The sequence below is a fragment of the Kitasatospora sp. NPDC041917 genome (assembly GCF_055589745.1).
Genome location: NZ_JBVJBI010000041.1, coordinates 47,001 through 61,930, shown reverse-complemented (window position 1 = coordinate 61,930; position 14,930 = coordinate 47,001). Strand labels below are relative to the sequence as shown.

The window sequence follows — 14,930 nt, the reverse complement described above, 5'->3', positions numbered from 1 at the left end:
CCGGCTCCCACCCCCCTCCGGCTCAGGCCAGTCCGCCGGCCTGCCGGGCCGCCTGCTCCACGCGGTCGTGGTGGGCCCGCCACCAGTCGGCGTCGCCGGGGGCGGTGTTGGCGCCGTCGGAGCGCTGGCCGGTGGCGCCGTCCACGAGTTCGCGGACCAGGTCGGCGTGTCCGACGTGGCGGTGGGTCTCGGCGATCATGTGGACGAGTACCCGGTGCAGGGTCTGTTCGTGGCCGGCGCCGAACGGGACCGTGCCGACGGCGTCCAGCGGCAGGGCCTCGATGGTGGCGTCGGAGTGTGCCCAGACCCGCCGGTAGCGCCCGGTGATCTCCTCGGTGCTCTCGTCCGCCCGCGCCCACAGGTCGCCGTTCGGCTCGGTCCCGCCGGTGATCCACACGGGGGCGGGTTCGGGGAAGGGGCGGCCGAAGGTGTCGCCGAAGTACAGCGCCTCGGCGCCGGTGACGTGCTTGACCAGGCCCAGCAGGTTGGTTCCGGTGGGGGTGAGCGGGCGGCGCAGGTCGTACTCGGAGAGGCCTTCGAGCTTCCAGAGCAGGGCGTCGCGGGCGTCCTGGATGTAGATCCGAAGGTCGGTCTTGTCATCTGTCACAGTCATGGGATCAGTCTGCTGATCACGGAATGCCTGTCCATCGATTTCCCGCCCCGCGGACTTCTGGCCAGGAGTCAACTCGTGCCAGGATCAACCCCGTTCGCCCGAGGCCGGAACCCTGGCCGGATCCCCACGGCCGCCCCTGGCCGGATCCCCACGGCCGCTCCCGGTCGGACCCCTGGAGGAGAAGCCATGGCAGACGACCCCTGGTCCTGGGACGAGACGCTGTTCGCCGGAACAGCCGCCCACTACACCCGCGGCAGGCTCCCGTACGCCCCCGGACTGGCGGAGGCGCTGGCCGAGGCGCTGGGGCTCGACGGGCGGGGGCGGCTGCTCGACGTGGGGTGCGGGCCGGGCACGCTGGCGCTGGGCCTGGCGCATCTGTTCGGCGAGGTCGTCGGAGTGGACCCGGACGCCGGGATGATCGCCGAGGCGCGCCGGGCCGGCGCCGCGGAGCCCAAGGCCACCTGGGTGCGGGCCCGGGCCGAGGAACTGCCGTCGGGCCTCGGCACCTTCACACTGGCGACCTTCGGCCAGTCCTTCCACTGGATGGACCGCGACCTGGTGGCGGCGACCGTACGGCGCGTGCTGCGGCCCGGCGGCGCCCTGGCGCACGTCTCGGACCTGAAGGGCGAACCGCGGCCCACCGAGGGGCTGCCGCACCCGCCGGTCCCGTACGCCGCGATCGGCGAGCTGGTCCGGCACTACCTCGGCCCGGTCCGCCGCGCCGGGCAGGGGCTGCTGCCGCACGGCACGCCGGACGACGAGGCCGCCGTCCTCGCCCGGGCGGGCTTCACCGGCCCGCAGCGGATCGTCGTCCCGGGCGGGCGACCGCTGGAGCGCACGGCCGACGAGGCGGTCGCGGGCGTCTTCGCGCTCTCCTCCTCGGCCCCGCACCTCTTCGCGGAGCGCCGCCCGGCCTTCGAGTCGGACCTCCGCGGCCTCCTCGCCCGGACCTCGCCGTCGGGGCTCTTCTCGGAGCGGCAGCCGAGCAGCGAGGTGTTCATCTGGCGCACCGCAGAGGAGCGTTGACGGTCCGGGACGGGACACGGGACACGGGAGACCGGACAGGAGGGCCGTCCCCGCCCCGACCCCGTCGTCGACGCTCTCGCCGCCGACGGAGGGGAGCGGAGCAGCCGGGGAGCGGTCAGCGGACGATGTCGAAGACCTGCTTCTGGAGGCCGTTCCCGTACACCTCGTGCTCGACCAGCTTCAGCTTCTGGGTGTCCTTGTCCGTCGTGCTGAACAGACGCTTGCCGGCGCCGAGCAGCAGCGGGAAGACGAGCAGGTGGTAGCGGTCGATCAGACCGGCGTCCGAGAGGGCGCGGTTCAGGGCGGCGCTGCCGTGGACGATGATCGCGCCGCCCTCGGTCTCCTTCAGCGCGGCGACCTCGTCGAGCGAGCGCAGGATGGTGGTCCCGCCCCAGTTCGGCACCAGGTCGTCCTCGGTGAGGGTGGTGGAGACGACGTACTTCGGCAGCGTCTTGTAGCGGGCGAACTCCGGCATGTCCGGCCACACCGGGCTGAACGCCTGGTAGCTGACCCGGCCGAGCAGCATCGCGGTGGCCTCCTCCTGCTCCCGCCCCTTGATCTCGAACGCCTCGGGGAGGAACTCGATGTCCTTGAAGGTCCAGCCGGAGTTGCGGTAGCCGGGTTCGCCGCCGGGGCCCTCGACGACGCCGTCGAGCGAGATGAAGGCGGTGCTGATCAGGGTGCGCATGGGTGGTTCCTCGGTTCTCGTGCGGATCTGGAGCGGTCAGGCCGGTCGGGGCTGTCGGATCGACGGGCCGATCGGGCTGGGCCGGTCGGGGCAGTAAGTCGGTCGGGCCGGGGAGGTCCGGCCGGCCGGAAGGAGCAGGTCAGCCGAGGACCCCGGACAGCCACTGCTGCCAGGCGGCCTCGGACCCGTCCGGAGCCGGGCCGAAGAGGTGGTGGAACATCAGCACCAGGCCGGAGCCGTGGTGGAAGGTGTAGAGCCCGTCGGCGGTGCGGACCTCGAAGCGTTCGTCGTCCGCCCAGGCCACCTCGCCGTCCAGCGGCGGCAGGCCCGCCGGTTCGCCGTGGACCCGCGTGCCCGCGGTGACCGGGAGCGGCAGCGACAGGGCGTGGGCGAGGAGGGCCCGGACCTCCGGTTCCGGCCGGCCGGCCGACGGCGCGGCGGCGAAGACGGGGACGGCGGTGCGCCCGGGGAAGTGGGTGAGGTACTCGCGCAGCGTGTGGAGGTGGAAGGGCCAGCCGCGGCGCAGCGCGTCGTACTCGTCCTGCCAGTCGTCGCCGAGCAGGCCGCTGTGGACGACGCGGAGCACGGTGGCACCGCCGTCCCGGCCCTCGATCAGGTACTCGAAGGCCATGAACCGGCCGTCCTCGCCGGCGGCCGTACGGGTGGCCAGGCGCTTGCCGGGCTCGTAGGCGGTGACGACCGCCTCCGCGCGGTGGCCCCCGGTCTCCATGACGGCGGTGCCGCCCTCGCGCGGGTCCAGTTCGTTGCGGCCCATGAACCAGGAGTCGAGTCCCGGTCCGGTGGCGATCGCCTCCCAGACCTGTTCCGGGCTCGCCGGGAGGGAGGTCTCCAGCTCGATCTCGAACGGGTGGGTCATCGTGGGTTCTCCTGGTTCGGTGCGGTTCCGGCGCCTTCTGTCGCGCTGCCGGCGGCGTCGGCCTCCGGCCCGGTCCCGGCCGGTCCGGCCCCGGCCGCCCCCGCCTCCGCCCCGGGCTGTGCGGCGGGGATCTGGTGGAGTCCGACCACCACCCGGTGGCTGCGGCCCCCGGGGGCGGACTCGTCGTGGTAGCGGCTGACGAGGGCGGCCACGGACTGGGCCAACTCCTCGGCGAAGGCGGCCCGGTCGGCCGCGGAGGCGAACCGCACCTGCGCGTCGATGCCGAAGGTGGCGACCCGCCGCCGGGCCCGGGAGGCGCCGGTCAGCAGGGACCCGACCTCCTGCACCAGCCGGGAGCCGAGCGCCAGCAGCCAGCGGGCGGAGAGCTGGTCGGGGGAGCGGGCGGGGTCCGGGCTCACGGCGGCCAGGACGTTGGGGGAGATCACGTAGGAGGCCGCGGTGGCGCGGTACACCCGTTCGGTGACGTTGCCCTTGCGGCGCTCCTCGGCGAGTTCGACGAGGCCGTGCCGCTCCAGTTCCTTCAGGTGGTAGTTGACCTTCTGCCGGGGCAGCCCCAGCCGGGCGGCCAGCATGGCGGCCGAGCCGGGCTCGGTCAGGGCGGCGAGGAGGCGTGACCGCATGGGGTCCAGCGAGGCCTCGGCCGCAGCGGGTTCTTCGATCACGGCGACTTCCAGCACCGTTCCAGCATCCAGCCGACAAAAAAATTTGTCAAGGAAAAAACACTTGTCGGTAATCCGGTCGGGCGAGTGCCGCCGCCCGACCGGCGGAACACGGGGTCGCGGGGCGGAGGCCCGGACTTCGACGGGACGAGCCCTCCCGCCGCCGCCTCTCGGCCCCCGCCCTCCCGTCCTCCTATCCCCGCCCTCTCGCCGCCACCCCTCGCCGCCGCCCCTCGGTGCCCGCCGCCCTTCCGCCCCCCGCCGCCCTCCGGCGGGAGCCGCTCAGACGGTGGAGCCCGTGAACGCCGACCGCACCTCCTCCCCGTGCTCGTCGTGGCGGTCGGCGACGGCCAGCGTGCACCGGCCGTCCTCGCAGGAGCGCTGGAGGCGGCCCCGCGAGACGGTCTGCGCCAAGCCGATCGCCCAGCACGTCGGGCAGCCGCGCAGGGCGAGCAGGCCGACCGGCAGGAGGGCCAGGCCGACCGGCCCGACCGCCGGGACGAGGGCGACCGAGCCGATCAGCGAGCCGATGCCCACCACGCCGCGCACGACGTGTTCGGCCAGGGACTTGCTCGCGAAGTCGGGGCCCCCGGGTCCGGTGGCGGTTCCGGGCTTCGTTCCGGGCTTCGTTCCGGGCTTCGTTCCGGTCATCGTTTCCTCCACGGGCGGATTCAGGTGGCGGGCCGCAGTGTCCGGTGGACCGCCGAACGGGCCCGGTGCAGACGGGACTTCATCGCCGCCGTGCTGAGGCCCAGCGCGTCGGCGACCATCCGGCCGCTGTGGCCCTGGATGTCCCGCATGATCAGCACTCGGCGCTGGTCGGGGGGCAGGGCGGCGACCGCGGCCGCCACCGTGCCGGCTTCCAGGCGGCGCAGGGCGGTCTCCTCGGCGGAGTCCACGCAGACGTCCTGTCGCAGCGGTGCGCCGTGGTCCCGCAGCCGGGTCCGTGCGCGCCGGAGGCACTCGTTGCGGACGATGCGGAACATCCAGGACGCCAGGGCGCCGGAGGCTCGCAGCATCCCGATCTTGCGGTACAGGATGATCAGGGCCTCCTGTGCCGCGTCCTCCGCGTCCTCCGGGGTGGCGCAGAGGGAACGGGCGAACCGCTGCACATTGGGGTGCGATCCCGACACCAGCGCGGCGATCGAGTCGACGTCGCCGGCTTGCGCGGCGGCGATCAACTGCTCGCCGGGCCAGGTCGATTCAGCCACGCCCGGCTCGCTTGCGCTTCACGGCCAGCATGCAGGTGCAGAGCAGCACCAGGGCGACGGCGATGCCGATTCCGATGATCATCACTACCTCCGGATCCCGTACCCGACGTTTGTCGGAACGTTTATAAGAGGTGCGGGTCGCTCCAAAGGATTCGGCCCGCGCCGCAGAAAGTCGTCCGGGTTCCCGGCGGGGCGCCGACGGCCGTGCCACGGCCCGTACGGCCTGCGCGAGCGGCCGGGTGCACGGAGAGTTGTGACTGGTCGGGGTAGTTGTCACCCGGGGCGCCCTGCGACCTGCGCGTTCGCCCCGCCGTGGTCGCGCTAGCTGTCACCAAGTGGTCGAGATTGTTGTCACCTGCCTCGCCTGGTCACGGCGGTTGTCACCGCCCGGGGCAGCGAACCGGCTGGTCAAGGTCGGCGCTCCACCCTGGCGGGTGACGACCGCCGTGCGCATCACCGGAGCACTACGCCGGCCTGACGCCTCAGGAGACGCAGACCGTCCGCCTCGCCGCCCAGGGATGTCCAACCGGGACATCGCCGCCCAGCTCTTCCTGAGTTCGCGAACGGTCGGCTACCACCTCCAGAAGGCCTATCCGAAGCTCGGCGTCGGCTCGCGCGGGGAACCGGCGGCGCTGGTCCGACGGCGGTGGTCCGAAAAAACCGGTTGCGGGGGAGCGCGGCCCAGATCACGATGTGCGGCATGTACCTGTGCTGACGACTGCCACGTAGCAACTCACCCCTACGCGATCGACCTCTGCGCCGAGCCACCGGCCGCGCGCCGAGTCGATGACACGCGCGCTCACGCGATCGACCGCCCTCGGCGCTCGGCCATGCCGCCATGCCGCCATGCCGCCATGCCGCCATGCCGCCATGCCGCCATGCCGCCATGCCGCCATGCCGCCATGTCGCCATGTGGCCATGTCCCGAGGCGATGAGACGCGCCGTCGCGAGTTGCCACGGAGAGATACGACCTGTCGCGCGATCGACCTCGGGACGCCCCGCCATGCGGCCACCCGCCCCGAGGCGATGACACGCGCCCTCGTGAGCACTCGTCAGATTCCAGGAACCCCGGCCGATCCATCCGATCCGGCCTGCGCGCGTTCCTGCTGAACCAGGAAACAGACCACCATGCATACCGAACGCAAGGCCCGCTGGGCCGTGCGCCAGTCCGCGCTGCCCACCGCCGTCCGCAGCTGCCCGGACTGCTCCAGCACGCGGCACCGGCCCTCGGGCAAGATCCGTGTCAACGCCAACGGCAAGCTCCTCGACGTCTGGCTGCTGCTCAGCTGCGCAGGCTGCGACCGGACCTCGAAGGTGCCCGTCCACGAGCGCGTCCACACGTCGTCGCTGGAACCCGCCCGCAGGGAGGCGTACGAGAACAACGACCTCGCCGTGGTGCGGGAACTGATGATGAGTGCGTCGCTCGCCGCCAAGAACGGCTACAGCCTGGACTGGAGCGGCACCTGGGAGCTGGAGGCACGCACGCCGCTCCACGCGATCGACGATCCGACCCCGCTGACGGTGCTGGTGAGCTTCGAGCTGCCGGTCCCGGTCCGGGTCGAACGCCTGCTCATGTCCGGCCTCGGCCTCAGCCGCAGCCGGGTCCGCCGGATGGTCGCGGACGGCCGCATCCGCCTGCCGCTCGCCCCGGACGCCAAGGTGCGCCGCGACTTCGAGCTGACGGTCCACGCTCCGGCGGCGACCCTGGCTCAGCTCGCGGCTCCGGTCGCGGCGACGCGGCGGGAGGCGGTGCGCGAACTCGGCGCCGCCGACGTCGTCGAGGCGCCGCTGCGCCTGTCGCGCGCGGTGTCCGGGGCGTAGGCCGACGGCTCGGTGCGGGGCGGTACCCGCGCGCGGCTCACGGACTCGCCGTTCGTGAGCCGCGCGGCGGGCTCCCGCGTGGTGGGTCCAGCCTCCTCCGACGACGCAGTCCGGGGTGCCGCAACGGTGGCGGCAGGCGGTGGTCGGAGCGTGGCCGGAACCTCGAGCGTCCCCAGGCCCGACGGCAGGATCGTCGCCATCGACGCAGGTCGCCAGGCTGTGCGCTTCTACCGTCACTACCCGCAGCCGGTGGCCGCGGTGCGGCGGTACCTGTCGCGCCCGACCTTGCTGCGGCGCCGGCTGGCTGCCGCCGACCGGTTGGATCCGGCGGAGGGTGGCGCGGTGGTGCTGCGCTGCCGGCCACCGATCCCGACGGCCGCACCGTGATCGCCTCCGGCACCGTCACGGCCTACGATCCGCCGGCCCTCTTGGAGCTGGACCTCGACCCGCACGGGCGGGTCCGGTCGACCTGACCGACGAGGGCGGCGGCACGGCTCTCGCCTTCAGCGCCAAGCTGCCCGTGCCCTCCTCGGGGAGGGTTCCGGGAAGGGGGGTGACAGACATCGCGGCCAGGTGACAACTCGCCGGGACCCGCCACCGGCAACGCACCAACCGGCTCGGCGAGCTCCGACCGATCGCTGCCGCCCTCGACGCCTGCGCACGCGACCTCGCTGCCGAGATCGACCAGCCGGACACACCCCGAAACCCCTGACCGAGACCCCGGCCGCGAAGGTCCGCCGAACCCTGGGACGGTCCCCGGGTGAAGCGGTACCCAGGTCACCGGACGCGGTCACCGGCCCGATCACCCCGGGGGCGACCGCCGCTGAGGCGGCACCCCCGGGGTCGGGGTGTTCGGCGCGTCGCGCCCGTGGTGACAGATGCCGCGTTGAAGTGACAGGTATCGCGTTCAGGCACAAGAGTGCGGGTGGGTTGACCAGGTCGGACTTGAATCTTTGCGAACGAATGTTCGATCCTGGGGGTGTGCCCGTTTTCGAATCTGTTTTCGAATCCACCGCCGAGCAGCCCGCACGCCCCGTGCTCCGCCCGGTGGCGTCCCCGGCTGCCGCACCGGGGGAGCGGGGGGAGCGGGGGGAGCCGCGGGAACGGGAGGAGCGAGAGGGACGGGCGACACCGGCCACCGGGCGGACGGCGGAGCCCCCGGGGCTGCTGCCGGTGCCGTCCGCGCTGCGGGAGGTGCTGCCCGACGCCGGGCTGCGCCGGGGGACGGCGGTGTCGGTGGCGGGCGGGGACACCGGGCTGCTGCTGGCGCTCGCCGCCGGAGTGAAGGAGACCGAGGGCGGCTGGGCCGCGGCGGTCGGACTGCCGGACCTGGGGCTGGCCGCCGCCGAGGGGTACGGACTGGACCTGCGGCGGCTGCTGGTCGCGGACGATCCGGGGCCGCACTGGGCCGAAGTGGTCTCGGTGCTGGCCGGCGCGGTCGAGCTGATCATGTTGCGCCCGGACGGGCTGGTGCCGCCGAAGCTGGCCGCCCGGCTGGCGGCGGTGCTGCGGCGCAGCGGCTGCGTGCTGCTGGTCGCCGGGCCGTGGCCGGGCGCGGTGCTGCGGCTGGGGGTGCGCTCCGGGCGCTGGTTCGGGCTGGGCGACGGCCACGGGCAGCTCGTCGGCCGGCAGGTGGAGGTGGTGGCCGAGGGCCGCGGCTCGGCGGTGCGCGGCCGGACGGCCCGGCTCTGGCTGCCCGACGAGCACGGCGCGGTGCGCCCGCTCCAGGAACAGCCGCGACAGGGACGGCCGCAGCCGGTGGCGGAAGCGGCGATGCCGGCGCTACCAGCGCTACCGGCACTACCGGCACTACCGGCGCTACCGGCGGCGGAGCCGATGGCACCCCGCGTGGCGGCGGTGGTCTGAGATGGCGGACGACGGAACCCCCCGGGTGCTGGTGGTCTGGTGCCCGGACTGGCCGGTGGTGGCCGTCACCGGCGACGACCCGGTCGCGGTGACCGAGGGCGGGCGGATCCTCGCCTGCTCGGCGGGCGCCCGGGCGGCCGGGGTGCGGCAGGGGCAGCGGCTCAAGCTGGCCCAGCGGCTCTGCCCGGAGCTGGAGCTGCGCGACCGCGACCCGGAGGCGGAGACCCGCCGCTTCGAGCCGGTGGTCGCGGCGGTGGAGGCGTTCACGCCCCGGGTGGAGGTGATCCGTCCGGGACTGTGCGCGATCCCGGTGAAGGGCCCGGGCCGCTACTTCGGCGGCGAGGAGGCGCTGGCCGGCAAGGTCGGCAGAGCGGTGGCGGACGCCCTCGGACGGCCCCTCGTCCCGGACGCCGTCCCGGGCGCGGTGGCCGTCGAGGCCCGACCGGCAACCGCCTCCCGACCCGAAGCCGCCTCCCGACCGGCAACCGCCTCCCGACCCGAAGCCGCCCCGCAGACCCGGGCGGCCCGGGACGCAGCAGCCGCCCCGCAGACCCGGGCCGCTCCGGCCGAAGCCGCCCCGCAGGCCCGGGTCGGTGTCGCCGACGGCCTGTTCGCCGCCGTGCTCGCCGCCCGGGCCGGAGTGCTGGTCCCGGCCGGACGGACGGCGGAGTTCCTCGCCCCGTACCCGGTGAGCGCGCTGGGCGACGAGACGCTGGCCGAACTGCTGGGGCGGCTCGGCCTGCCCACCGTCGGGTCCTTCGCCGCCCTGCCGGCCGAGTCGGTCGCGGACCGCTTCGGCCCGTCCGGGACGGTCGCGCACCGGCTGGCCCGCGGCTTGCAGCCGCGCCCGCTGGTGCCGCGCGACGAGGAGCCGGACCTCGCCGTCGAGCAGCGCTTCGACCCGCCGGAGCCGCTGGCCGAGCCGCTGGTGTTCGTCGCCCGCACGCTGGCCGAGCAGTTGCACCGGCGGCTGGCCGGGGCCGGGCTGACCTGCCGCCGGGTGGCCGTCGAGGTGGCCTGCGCGGACGGTCGGACGGCCTCCCGGCTGTGGCGGCACGAGGGCCGGTTGTCCGCGACGGCGCTGGCCGAGCGGGTCCGTTGGCAGCTGCAGGCCTGGCAGGGCGCGGGCACCTTCGCCGGCAACGGGGAAGGCGGGGAGGACACGGGCTTCACCCTGCTCCGGCTGGCCCCCGACGGCCTCTCCCCGGACCAGGGCCGCCAGCTCGCGCTGTGGGGCCAGGCCGTCGCGGACGACCGGGTGGAGCGCGCGGTCGCCCGGGTGCAGGCGGTGCTCGGCCACGCGGGGTTGCGCCGGATCGAGCCGGCCGGCGGGCGCGGCCCGGGCGAGCAGGCGGTCAAGGTGCCGTGGGGCGAGCCGTACGAGGCGGCGGTGGCGGCCGACGCGCCCTGGCCGGGGCGGCTGCCGGAGGTGTGGCCCGCCGTGGTGCTGCGGGAGCCCGCGCCGGTGCGGGTGCTGGACGGGGCCGGGCAGCCGGTCACGGTGGACGGCCGGGCGGGGGTGTCGGCCCGGCCGGCCCTGGTCGTGGTCCGGGGCCGGGAGGAGCGGGTGGACGGCTGGACCGGTCCCTGGCCGGCGGTCGAGTACTGGTGGGACCAGTCGCTGGCCCGGCGCCGGGCGCGGTTCCAGGTCGTGGTGGGCGGTGGCCGGGCGCTGCTGCTCACCGTGGAGGGGGGTGCCTGGTACCTGGAGGCCGGCTACGACTAGCGGCCGGCCCGGACCCGGGGGGAGTGGAACGAGCACGAGAACGACGAAGGCGACCCCGATGGGCTTCACCAGCCACCCCACCCTCCCCTGGAGCGAGCTGCACCGCCGGCTGACCGGCGCGGCGCCGGACCGCACGGTCGTCCCGCTGCGCCGCCCCGCTCCCGAGCTTCCCCCCGCTCCCGAGCTTCCCCCTGCTCCGGAGCGTCCCCCCGCTCCGGCCGGATCCCCGGTCCCGGAGCCCGAGTTCGGTCCCGGCCCCGGGAGGGCCGCCGAGCCCTGGGCCGAGCTGCACGTCCACTCCGCCTTCAGCTTCCTGGACGGCGCCAGCGACCCGGAGGACCTGGTCGCCGAGGCGGTCCGGCTGGGCGTGGAGAGCCTCGCGATCACCGACCACGACGGCCTGTACGGGGCCGTCCGGCTCGCCGAGGCGGCCCGGGGCACGGGCCTGGCCACCGTGTTCGGCGCCGAGCTGACCGTCCGCGCCGGCGGGGCGGAGGAGCACCTGCTGGTCCTCGCCCGCGACCCGGCCGGCTACCGCCGCCTCTCCGCCGCGATCGCCGCCGCCCAGCTGGCCGGCGGCGCCAAGGGCAATCCGGTGTACGACCTCGCGGCGCTCGCCGGGGCGCACGACGGCCACTGGGCGGTGCTCACCGGCTGCCGGCTCGGCCGGGTCCCCGCCGCGCTGCCCGACCGGGGCGAGGCCGAGCGCCGGCTCCGTACCCTCACCGAGGCGTTCGGCCGCGAGAACGTCCACGTCGAGCTGATCGACCAGTGGCTGCCCGGCGACGACCGGCGCAACGACGCCCTCGCCGCCCTCGCGGCGACGGCGCGGCTCCCCGTCGTCGCCTCCACCAACGCCCACCACGCCGGCCCCGCCCAGGGCCGCCTCGCGCAGAGCCTCGCCGCGCTGCACGACCGCCGCACCCTCCAGGACGCGGTCGGCTGGACCAGGGCGGCCGGCACCGCGCACCTGCGCTCGGGCCGCGAGATGGCCGGCCGGCTGGCCCGCTTCCCCGGGGTGCAGCGGGCCACCGCCGAACTCGGCCGGGCCTGCGCCTTCGACTTCGCCCGGCTGGATCCGGAGCTGCCCGGTTTCCCCGTGCCCGAGGGCGAGAGCGAGATCAGCCACCTGCGCGCCCTGGTCGCGGCCGGCGGCCCGGGCCGCTTCGGCCCCGGCAACGCCGCCGCCCGCCGCCAGCTCGGCCGGGAGCTGGACGTGATCGAGGACCTCGACCTGGCCGGCTACTTCCTGATCGTGCACGACATCGTGGACTTCTGCCGGAGCCGGGACATCTGGTGCCAGGGCCGCGGCTCGGCCGCCAACTCGGCGGTCTGCTACGCCCTCGGGATCACCGCCGTCGACCCGATCCACTACGAGCTGCTGTTCGAACGCTTCCTCTCCACGGCCCGGGACGGGCCGCCCGACATCGACCTGGACATCGAGAACCGCCGCCGCGAGGAGGTCATCCAGTACGTCTACGGCCGCTACGGGCGCGAGCACGCCGCCCAGGTCGCCAATGTGATCACCTACCGGCCCCGGCTGGCGATCCGCGACGCCGCCCGGGTGCTCGGCTACCCGCAGGGGCAGGTGGACGCGTTCAGCCGGCAGACCGACTTCCGCTCCGCCCCCGGCGCGGACGCCGTCATCCCCGCCGACGTGCTCCAGCTCGCCACCCAGCTGCACGGCCTGCCCCGGCACCTGGGCATCCACTCGGGCGGCATGGTGCTCACCCGGGAGCCGATCGGCGAGATCTGCCCCACCGAGTGGGCCCGGATGCCCGGGCGCTCCGTGCTCCAGTGGGACAAGGAGTCCACCGCCGGCGCCGGACTGGTGAAGATCGACCTGCTCGGCCTCGGCATGCTGGCCGCCCTGCACGACACCTACGACCTGGTCGCGGAGCACCACGGTCTGCGCTACGACCTGGCCACCATCCCGGACGACGACAAGGGCGTGTACGCGATGCTGCGCCGGGCCGACACCGTCGGCGTGTTCCAGGTCGAGTCCCGGGCGCAGATGGCGACCCTGCCCCGGCTCAAGCCGGACCACTTCTACGACCTGGTGGTCGAGGTCGCGCTGATCCGCCCCGGACCGATCCAGGGCGGCTCCGTCCACCCGTACCTGCGCCGCCGCGCCGGGGCGGAGCCGGCCGGCTGCCCGCACCCGCTGATGGAGAACGCGCTCGGCAAGACCCTGGGGGTGCCGCTGTTCCAGGAGCAGATGATGCAACTCGCCATCGACTGCGCCGGGTTCACCCCGGCCGAGGCCGACCGGCTGCGGCAGGCGATGGGCGCCAAGCGCTCGCACGAGCGGGTCGCCCGGCTGCGCGACCGGCTGCTGGGCGGGATGGCCGAGCGCGGCATCCCGCCCGAGGTGGCGGAGGACGTCTACGGCAAGATCGAGGCCTTCTCCAACTACGGCTTCCCGGAGAGCCACGCGATCAGCTTCGCCTACCTGGTGTACGCCAGCGCCTGGCTGAAGCACCACTTCCCGGCGGCCTTCACCTGTGCCCTGCTGGCCAACCAGCCGATGGGCTTCTACTCGCCGCTCAGCCTGGTCGCGGACGTCCGCCGGCACGGTGTGCGGGTGCGCGGGGTGGACGTCAACGCCAGCGGGGCGCGGCCCACCCTGGAACCGTACCGGGGGCCGACCCCCGGGCCGCCGCTGACGGCAGGGCGCCCGCAGCCGGCGATCCGGCTCGGCCTGGAGACGGTGCGCGGTATCGGCACCCCGCAGGCCGAGGCGATCGTGGCCGGGCAGCCGTACGCGGACCTGGAGGACTTCGCCCGCCGCACCGGTCTGCCCGGGCCCGCCCTGGAGGCGCTGGCGACGGCCGGGGCCTTCGACCGCTTCGGGTTGACGAGACGTCAGGCACTGTGGGCGGCAGGGGCGTTCGCCGGGATCTCGGCCGATCTGATCCCCGGCACCACGCCCGGTGCCGAGGCGCCGGAGCTGCCCGGGATGAGCCCGGTCGAGGAGACCATCGCCGACCTGTGGGCCACCGGCACCTCCGCCACCAGCCACCCGCTCCAGCACCTGCGCGCCCGGCTGGAGCGCGGCGGCGCCCTCTGTGCCGACCGGCTCGCGGACGTGCCGCCGGGGACGGCGGTGGTGGTCGGCGGCCTGGTCACCCACCGGCAGCGGCCGCCGACGGCCGGCGGGGTGCTCTTCCTCAGCCTGGAGGACGAGACCGGGCTGATCAACGTGATCTGCAGCCGCCCGGTCTGGGAGTCCCGGCGCCGCACCGCCCTGGACCGGGCCGGGCTGCTGGTGCACGGGCACATCGAGCGCGACCGGGGCGCCACCAACCTGATCGCCACCCGGCTCGCCCCGCTCCGGATCGGCCTCTGAGCGGGGCGGGCCGGTGTGCTTCCGCCCGTCGGTGCGCGTCGACGCGTCGGGGTACGGCTAGAAGGCGGGCTGGTCGGCGAGGTCGAAGATCCGCAGGTCGGTGAGGCGGACGGTGTACCAGACCTCCTGGCTGCCCCCGCGTCCCAGGCCTTCGCCCCGCCCTACGCCTGCGCCCCCGGCTGCCGCCCCTTGCCCGGCGCTCCGGCGAAGGCCTGGGCGATCGGGAGCCAGGCGGTGGCGACCGGCCCGGTGGCGGTGAGGGCGAGGTCGTCCCGGTGGCGGCGCTGGGTCACCAGCAGGCAGAAGTCCAGGGCGGGGCCGGACACCACGTCCTCGGCCCCGGCCGGGCCGATGGGCCAGGTCCCGCCGTCCGGCGCGGTCAGGTCGAGCCGGACCGGCTGCTCGGGCGCGGGCAGTCCGTGCAGGGTGAAGGCGAAGCCCAGGGTGCGCAGCCCCAGGTGGGCGATGTGCCGCAGCCGGTCGGTGGGCTCACGGGTGGCGCCGAGTGCGTCCGCGACGTCCTGGCCGTGCGCCCAGGTCTCCATCAGCCGGGCGGTGGCCATCGAGGCGGGCTTCATCGGCGGGCCGAACCAGGGCAGCCGGACGTCGGCCGGGGCGGCGGCGAGTGCGGCCAGCACCTGCGCCCGACCGGCCCGCCAGCGGGCGAGCAGTGCCGCGGGCTCGGCGGCCGCACCCGTACGGGCGCCCTCCTCGACCGGGTCGGCGCCGGCCGCCACCAGTTCGGTGAAGCGCCCGCCGAGCGAGGTGCCGAAGCCCTCCGGGTCGCGCGCGGCCAGGGCCGTCCAGTCGTCGGTCCAGGCCAGGTGGGCGATCTGGTGCGCCACCGTCCAGCCCTCGGCGGGCGTCGGGCGGGCCCAGTCCCCGGCGGGCAGCCCGGCGACCAGGTCGTCCAGCACCGCGCTCTCGTCCCGCAGGTCCGCCAGCAGTCCGCCCAGGACGTCGCCCGGGGCGTTCGGGTCGGTCATCGGTTTCCCTCCGGTCGAAGGCGGTTGCCGTCCGGCAGTTGCTACCCGCCGGTAGCGTACGGGCGCACCCTATGCCCGCCCGGCCGC

Annotated in this window: 13 protein-coding genes and 1 pseudogene; 7 read left to right on the top strand and 7 right to left on the bottom strand. The window is 75.1% G+C overall.

Annotated elements, in window-relative coordinates:
• Positions 1–22: 22 nt before the first annotated feature.
• Positions 23–613, bottom strand: a complete 591-nt coding sequence (locus ACZ6EM_RS33255; protein WP_401053945.1) for a DinB family protein — start codon at positions 611–613, stop codon at positions 23–25.
• A 186-nt stretch (positions 614–799) separates the two neighbouring features.
• Between ACZ6EM_RS33255 and ACZ6EM_RS33250 the strand changes: the two genes are divergently transcribed.
• A complete protein-coding gene (locus ACZ6EM_RS33250) occupies positions 800–1,639 on the top strand; it encodes a class I SAM-dependent methyltransferase (RefSeq protein WP_465774000.1) in 840 nt (279 codons plus the stop codon).
• 115 nt (positions 1,640–1,754) lie between these two features.
• Here ACZ6EM_RS33250 and ACZ6EM_RS33245 read toward each other — a convergent pair whose 3' ends face one another.
• The 5 genes from ACZ6EM_RS33245 to ACZ6EM_RS33225 all read right to left on the bottom strand — a co-directional run bounded on the left by ACZ6EM_RS33245 (position 1,755) and on the right by ACZ6EM_RS33225 (position 5,095).
• Complete coding sequence (locus ACZ6EM_RS33245; RefSeq protein WP_465773999.1) at positions 1,755–2,327, bottom strand: dihydrofolate reductase family protein; 573 nt, start codon at positions 2,325–2,327, stop codon at positions 1,755–1,757.
• A 139-nt stretch (positions 2,328–2,466) separates the two neighbouring features.
• Complete coding sequence (locus ACZ6EM_RS33240) at positions 2,467–3,204, bottom strand: SRPBCC family protein (protein WP_359900119.1); 738 nt, start codon at positions 3,202–3,204, stop codon at positions 2,467–2,469.
• Complete coding sequence (locus tag ACZ6EM_RS33235) at positions 3,201–3,902, bottom strand: ArsR/SmtB family transcription factor (RefSeq protein WP_465773998.1); 702 nt, start codon at positions 3,900–3,902, stop codon at positions 3,201–3,203. Before ACZ6EM_RS33235 ends, ACZ6EM_RS33240 begins: the two co-directional genes overlap by 4 nt.
• 264 nt (positions 3,903–4,166) lie before the next feature.
• Positions 4,167–4,535: a hypothetical protein gene (locus ACZ6EM_RS33230; RefSeq protein WP_465773997.1), complete on the bottom strand. Its 369-nt coding sequence runs from the start codon at positions 4,533–4,535 to the stop codon at positions 4,167–4,169.
• A gap of 20 nt (positions 4,536–4,555) precedes the next feature.
• Complete coding sequence (locus ACZ6EM_RS33225) at positions 4,556–5,095, bottom strand: RNA polymerase sigma factor (protein WP_401054083.1); 540 nt, start codon at positions 5,093–5,095, stop codon at positions 4,556–4,558.
• 471 nt (positions 5,096–5,566) lie between these two features.
• On the opposite strand from ACZ6EM_RS33225, the pseudogene ACZ6EM_RS33220 reads away from it, so the two are divergent.
• The 6 genes and pseudogenes from ACZ6EM_RS33220 to ACZ6EM_RS33195 all read left to right on the top strand — a co-directional run.
• Positions 5,567–5,730: pseudogene (locus ACZ6EM_RS33220) on the top strand (helix-turn-helix domain-containing protein); the annotation flags it as partial.
• A gap of 493 nt (positions 5,731–6,223) precedes the next feature.
• A complete protein-coding gene (locus ACZ6EM_RS33215; protein WP_452177203.1) occupies positions 6,224–6,916 on the top strand; it encodes a DUF1062 domain-containing protein in 693 nt (230 codons plus the stop codon).
• 150 nt (positions 6,917–7,066) lie between these two features.
• The gene (locus ACZ6EM_RS33210; RefSeq protein WP_465773996.1) at positions 7,067–7,303 is read left to right on the top strand and encodes an SRPBCC family protein; all 237 of its coding nucleotides are present in this window, start codon (positions 7,067–7,069) and stop codon (positions 7,301–7,303) included.
• 786 nt (positions 7,304–8,089) lie between these two features.
• Entirely contained in the window at positions 8,090–8,782 is a 693-nt protein-coding gene (locus tag ACZ6EM_RS33205) for a hypothetical protein (RefSeq protein ID WP_465773995.1), read from the top strand.
• Between the two features lies 1 nt (position 8,783).
• Positions 8,784–10,508, top strand: coding sequence for a DNA polymerase Y family protein (locus tag ACZ6EM_RS33200; protein WP_452177200.1), 1,725 nt, complete (start codon positions 8,784–8,786; stop codon positions 10,506–10,508).
• Positions 10,509–10,566: 58 nt separating this feature from the next.
• Complete coding sequence (locus tag ACZ6EM_RS33195; RefSeq protein WP_465773994.1) at positions 10,567–13,857, top strand: error-prone DNA polymerase; 3,291 nt, start codon at positions 10,567–10,569, stop codon at positions 13,855–13,857.
• Positions 13,858–14,018: 161 nt separating this feature from the next.
• Here the strand turns inward: ACZ6EM_RS33195 and ACZ6EM_RS33190 are convergent, their stop codons facing one another.
• Positions 14,019–14,843, bottom strand: coding sequence for a TIGR03084 family metal-binding protein (locus ACZ6EM_RS33190; protein WP_465773993.1), 825 nt, complete (start codon positions 14,841–14,843; stop codon positions 14,019–14,021).
• Between the last annotated feature and the right edge of the window lie 87 nt (positions 14,844–14,930).